Here is a 5,711-nt window from a genome sequence, read left to right as displayed (position 1 = left end):
ATTTGCGGCTTAAAGCCCGGCGCGATCCCCTTCGATGTGATCGAAATTATCATGGCGGTGATTGCCGCGATTGCCGCGATGCAGATTGCTGGCGGTCTCGACTATCTGGTGGGATTGGCCGAGCGCCTGCTGCGCCGTCATCCGCGCTATGTCACCTTCCTTGCGCCGCTGGTCACCTACGTCATGACGCTGCTGGCCGGTACCGGTCACACCGCGTTCTCCACCTTGCCGGTGATTGCTGAAGTGGCGAAAGAGCAAGGTGTGCGCCCTTCTCGTCCGCTGTCGATTGCGGTTGTCGCCTCGCAAATTGCCATCACCGCGTCGCCGCTTTCGGCAGCGGTGGTGTTTTTCGCCTCCATTCTTGAACCGCGCGGTGTGAGTTATCTGGCGCTGTTAGGCGTCGCGATTCCCTCCACCATGGCAGCAATCTTCTGCGCCGCCATCATCACCAGCTTCCTCGGCAAAGAACTTAAGGATGATGAGGTTTACCAGGCGCGATTAGCAAAAGGCGAAGTGAAGCTACGCGGCGAGCAGGTTTATGACATCAAACCAGGCGCGAAGCGTGCTGTCTTCCTCTTCCTGATCGGCATCGCCGCCGTGGTGCTCTACGCCACCGCGATTAGCGACAGCGTTGGCCTCATCACCAATCCAGTGCTGCCGCGCAACGAAGCCATCGTGGTGTTTATGCTGACCGTTGCCACGCTGATTTGCCTGACCTGCAAAGTCGATACCGGTGAGATCCTCAGCGCCAGCACTTTTAAATCAGGCATGAGCGCCTGTATCTGCGTGATGGGCGTCGCGTGGCTGGGCGATACCTTTGTCAAAGCGCACCTCAACGACATTCAGGCATTAGCCGGTGACATGCTGCAAGGTTATCCTTGGATGCTGGCGCTGGTGCTGTTCTTCGCCGCCACGCTGCTCTATTCGCAGGCAGCCACCACCAAAGCGTTAATGCCTGCCGCGCTGATGCTGGGCGTCTCGCCGCTGGCCGCCGTCGCCTCCTTTGCAGCGGTTTCCGCGCTGTTCGTGCTGCCGACCTATCCTACCCTGCTGGCCGCCGTCGAAATGGATGACACCGGTTCAACCCGTATTGGTAAGTTTGTGTTTAACCACTCCTTTATTATCCCCGGTGTATTGGCAATTGCCTTCTCGGTGGCGTTCGGCTTCCTGTTTGGCAGCCTGATTCTGTAGCGCCGTTACATCCTGAAAACCTCGTGGCGAAGCGGTCGTGCTATTATCGCGGCCTATTCGCCACCGGAGCTCATTCATTCGCTATGGCTGCACGACTCTTTCGCCTTGCCGGCTTTTGCCTGGCGCTGGTTTTCTGCCTTTCGGCACAAGCCTCACTCTTCTCCCCGAACAACAACAGCCGCTTTGTGCCGGTTGATCAGGCGTTTGGCTTCGATTTCATGCAGCAAGGCAATCAGCTGACGCTCAGCTGGAAAGTGAAGGATGGCTACTATCTCTATCGCCAGCAAATCCACGTCACGCCGCAAAAAGCGCAAATTGATCCACTCACGCTGCCGCCAGGCCAGCCGCACGAAGATGAGTTCTACGGCAAAAGTGAAATCTACCCGCAGGATCTGCAACTGCCGATCACGCTGCGCCAGGCCGATGCCGGCGCGACCGTCACCGTCACCTATCAAGGCTGCGCTGCCGCCGGTTTCTGCTATCCGCCTGAAACCCGCACCGTGCCGCTGAGCGCGGTTGCCGCCAATCAGGATGCGCCTGCGGCCAGCGCGCAGCCCGCCAAAAACAGCACGCCGCTGCCGTTTTCACCGCTGTGGGCGTTGCTGATTGGTATTGGCGTCGCTTTCACCCCGTGCGTGTTGCCGATGTATCCGCTGATCTCCAGCATCATTTTAGGCGGCCCGCGCCGCTATTCGATGGGGCGACTATTCGCGCTGGCGATGGTGTATGTGCAAGGTATGGCGCTGACCTACACCGTGCTCGGCATGGTGGTTGCAGCGGCGGGATTACGCTTCCAGGCGGCGCTGCAGCATCCTTACGTGTTAATAGGCTTGTCGGCGCTGTTTATCGTGCTGGCGCTGTCGATGTTTGGCCTGTTCTCGCTGCAATTGCCTGCCAGCCTGCAAACGCGCCTCACGCTGTGGAGCAATCGCCAGCAAGGTGGATCGCTGCCCGGCGTATTTATGATGGGCGCACTGGCGGGATTGATCTGCTCGCCCTGCACCACGGCGCCGCTCAGCGCCATTCTGCTGTATATCGCGCAGAGCGGTAATCTGTGGGCCGGTGCTGGCACGCTGTGGCTGTATGCCTTCGGCATGGGCCTGCCGCTGATTGCCGTGACCATGTTTGGCAACAAGCTGCTGCCGAAAAGCGGGCCATGGATGCAAACCGTTAAAGAAGGTTTTGGCTTTGTGATTCTGGCGCTGCCGGTATTCCTGCTGGAACGCGTGATTGGCGATCTGTGGGGCATCCGTTTGTGGAGCCTGCTCGGCGTGGCGTTTTTTGCCTGGGCATTCAGCCTTAGCCTGCGCGCCAGCGGTAAATGGCGTGTGCTGCAAATCATCATGCTCGCCGCCGCGCTGGTCAGTGCGCGCCCGTTACAGGATTGGGCGTTTGGCAGCAGCACCAGCGCGCAAGCCGTGGCGCATCTGCCGTTCCAGACCATCACCAGCAGCGAGCAGCTCGACAGCGCGCTGCAGCAGGCGCAAGGCCGCATCACCATGGTCGATCTGTACGCCGACTGGTGTGTGGCCTGCAAAGAGTTCGAGAAATACACCTTCAGCGATGAGGGCGTGCGTAACGCGTTAAGTCAGGTGCAACTGCTGCAAGCCAATGTCACCGCCAATAACGCGCAGGACAACGCGCTGTTGCAGCATCTGCAGGTTTTAGGTTTGCCGACCATTCTGTTCTTCGACGCGCAAGGCAAAGAGATCCCTGATTCGCGCGTCACCGGCTTCCTCAACGCCGCCGATTTCCATGCGCATTTGCAGAATTTGTCACGTTAAACGACACTGTCAGCAGAACACTGCCCGCTCGTCCGCTAGCCGGGCCCGCATTCCAGAGGAGAGTCACTTGCAACGTGAACAAATACTCGAGCATGCGTTGAATGTGCTCGAACAGAGCGGCCTGGCCGCCACCACTTCCCTGTCCCAACTGGCTGGCGAAACCGGTCTTGAAGCGGAACAACTTACGCGTTTCTGGCCCGATCGTGATGCCTTGCTGTACGACGCACTGCGCTATCACGGCCAGCAGATTGATAGCTGGCGTCGTCAGGTGCAGCTCAATGAACATCTCAGCGCCGAACAAAAGCTGTTGGCCCGCTACGAAGTGCTAAGTGAGCACGTCAGCAAAGGCCGCTTTCCCGGCTGCCTGTTTATCGCCGCCTGCAGCTTCTATCCGCAACCCGATCAGCCGGTGCATCAGCTAGCCGAACAGCAAAAGCGCAGTTCCTGGCAATTTACCCATGAAATTCTGGTCGATTTAGCGCTGGATAATCCCACCATGGTGGCCGATCAGATGGAGCTGATTCTGGAAGGTTGCCTGAGCAAACTGCTGGTGAAACGCAACGTGCAGGATGTGGCGACGGCGCGCCGTCTGGCAGAAGATGTACTCGGCATCGCGCTGTGCCGCAAAAATGGTGCGCTGGCGTAGCCTTTTCATCCATCTTGTCTGAAAAGCAAGCAATCAATCACGATTGCTACGCTTTTTTGACGAAAGCCGTTGACGACGATAAGCCATTAGGGTTTAATGCGCCCCGTTGCCCGGATAGCTCAGTCGGTAGAGCAGGGGATTGAAAATCCCCGTGTCCGTGGTTCGATTCCGCGTCCGGGCACCAACATTCTGAAAACCTAGCTTATGGCTGGGTTTTTGCTTTTCTGCGTTCGGAAAAAGATGCCGGTTTCTCACGGACATCCTCCTCCACATTAAATCTGAAATATCCGGCCATCTCCGGTGGGAAGTTCAACATTCAGACTCAACTTACCGCCTAACGCCTCGACATACTTTTTCAGGCTGGAAAGTTTTATCTCGTCACCTCGCGCTTCAATCGCGGCGATAGCAGGCTGCGAGATGCCCATTTTTTCAGCGAGCTGCACCTGTGAAAGTTCCAGTTCCTCACGTAACTGACGCAGGCGGATCTCAAGAATTTTTTGGTCGGCCTTATTTTTAATGCGCTCCTGAGACTCAGGAGAACGCTGTGAGATCAGTTCTTCAAGTTTTGCCATTAGTTAATTCCTCCAGATGCTGCTTGTACTCTTTATCAGCCAGTTTGATCATCGATTGGTAGAAGCGCCTCTGATTAACACCGGTTTTATCACCCGCACACAGCACGATAGCCTTCGGAGTATGCGCTGATGGCCTGGAACGAAAAGATAAACTGCACGTTATATTTTGAGAGATGATTTGCATCATGATTTCTGTTTGCCGCTGCACTGAACGTCTTAATTTGAGAGACGCCTCTGAAAATAAATTAACGACACAGCTAATACTTTTAATCTATCCCACCATAATAAAATCCAATAAAATTAATTATCAGTGAGTTAAATCTATTCTAAATATTAATTCGTGATCCTGTCTCGGTTAGCCGTAACATCCCGTACGTAACACGTTCGCAATCGCGTAAGCTTAATTTCATACCAGCAATAACCTGCTGATTTAGCTTGTTAGCTGAACGCCCTAATCTTTGAAGTAGTGACTAATCAAAACGAATAAATAAAAATCTTACTTTCATCTTTAATTATTTATTCAGAAACACGATTCGATTAATTAAATCACTCCCTACAGGAAAATAACCATGAGCGCAGGAAACCGAATCTATTTACGTCGTCCCGCCGATGCCGAACCGCTGCTGGAAGCCTTTCGCCATTTACCGGCGGCGGTGGTAGCGGATTGCATGAGCCGCTTGCCCGCTTTGTCGGCAGAAATCAGCCTGAAAACCGCGCCGCGCCAGCCGATCATGTGTGGCCTGGCGGTGACGGTTAAAGCGCGTTCCGGCGACAACCTGATGCTGCACAAAGCGCTGGATATGGCGGGCCGAAACGATGTGATTATTCTGTCGAACGAAGGCGATCGCAGCCAGTCGCTGATGGGTGAAGTGATGGCGACCTACGCCAGACAGCGCGGTATGGAAGGCATTGTGCTGGACGGACCGGTTCGCGATATTGAAGGATTGTCACGCATGGACTTCCCCATCTACGCCGCCGGTCACACGCCGGGTGGCCCGTTCAAGGACGGTCCCGGCGAGATCAACGTGCCGATTGCCTGCGGCAAAATTCACGTCTCGCCGGGTGATATTGTACTGGGCGATGCGGATGGCGTGATTGTGATTCCTCGCCAGGATGCTGCACGCATTCTCGAAGCAGCGCAGGCCTATCTGATCGTTGATGAACACAACTTCGAGCTGGCAAAAACCGGCGCGCTGGAACGCAGCTGGCTGGACGAGACGCTGCGCACCAAGCAGGTTGAAATCATTGATGATGTATTCCGCTAATCTTTCGCCGTCGTAGGGTGCGCATTTATGCGCACCAGGTCGCCATAAATGGCAACCCTACGGCGTGCTACTCACCATCGCCAGCTTACGCTGCCGATTCTCACGCCACACCGCAAATATCCCGGCCAGCGCCACAATCGATGCGCCCAGCAAGGTGGTGCTGCCCGGCAGGCTGTTCAGGAACAGATAGCCAATCAGCATCGACCACACCAGCGTGGTGTAATCGAACGGTGCCAGCAGTGATGCATCGGCG

5 protein-coding genes, 1 tRNA gene and 2 pseudogenes are annotated in these 5,711 nt (G+C 55.7%); 5 read left to right on the top strand and 3 right to left on the bottom strand.

The features are described from left to right. The 4 genes from RTY00_RS18415 to RTY00_RS18400 form a co-directional block, all read left to right on the top strand. The coding region (locus RTY00_RS18415; protein ID WP_312665396.1) for an anaerobic C4-dicarboxylate transporter at window positions 1-1,191 on the top strand (1,191 nt) is incomplete at its 5' end. A gap of 83 nt (window positions 1,192-1,274) precedes the next feature. Next, on the top strand, window positions 1,275-2,975 hold the full coding sequence (locus RTY00_RS18410) for a protein-disulfide reductase DsbD (RefSeq protein ID WP_312665395.1): 1,701 nt from the start codon (window positions 1,275-1,277) through the stop codon (window positions 2,973-2,975). 67 nt (window positions 2,976-3,042) lie between these two features. After that, window positions 3,043-3,621: a division control transcriptional repressor DicD gene (dicD, locus tag RTY00_RS18405; protein ID WP_008104431.1), complete on the top strand. Its 579-nt coding sequence runs from the start codon at window positions 3,043-3,045 to the stop codon at window positions 3,619-3,621. A gap of 108 nt (window positions 3,622-3,729) precedes the next feature. Next, a tRNA-Phe gene (locus tag RTY00_RS18400) sits at window positions 3,730-3,805 on the top strand. Between the two features lie 88 nt (window positions 3,806-3,893). On the opposite strand, the gene RTY00_RS18395 is transcribed toward RTY00_RS18400, so the two are convergent. Continuing rightward, the gene (locus RTY00_RS18395; RefSeq protein WP_312665394.1) at window positions 3,894-4,193 is read right to left on the bottom strand and encodes a helix-turn-helix transcriptional regulator; all 300 of its coding nucleotides are present in this window, start codon (window positions 4,191-4,193) and stop codon (window positions 3,894-3,896) included. Further along, a pseudogene (locus RTY00_RS18390) lies at window positions 4,180-4,308 on the bottom strand (diaminopimelate decarboxylase); the annotation flags it as partial. The gene RTY00_RS18395 and the pseudogene RTY00_RS18390, both read right to left, overlap by 14 nt. A 454-nt stretch (window positions 4,309-4,762) precedes the next feature. Between RTY00_RS18390 and RTY00_RS18385 the strand changes: the two are divergent. Beyond that, the gene (locus RTY00_RS18385; protein WP_312665393.1) at window positions 4,763-5,458 is read left to right on the top strand and encodes an RraA family protein; all 696 of its coding nucleotides are present in this window, start codon (window positions 4,763-4,765) and stop codon (window positions 5,456-5,458) included. Between the two features lie 57 nt (window positions 5,459-5,515). Here the strand turns inward: RTY00_RS18385 and RTY00_RS18380 are convergent. Continuing rightward, window positions 5,516-5,711: pseudogene (locus RTY00_RS18380) on the bottom strand (EamA/RhaT family transporter); the annotation flags it as partial.

Origin of the sequence: Pantoea sp. CTOTU49201 (assembly GCF_032054795.1) — a bacterium.
In the GTDB taxonomy this organism is placed as follows: domain Bacteria; phylum Pseudomonadota; class Gammaproteobacteria; order Enterobacterales; family Enterobacteriaceae; genus Pantoea; species Pantoea symbiotica.
Note: the sequence above shows the minus strand (reverse complement) of the source record. Positions and strands in the feature narration are given on the sequence as shown.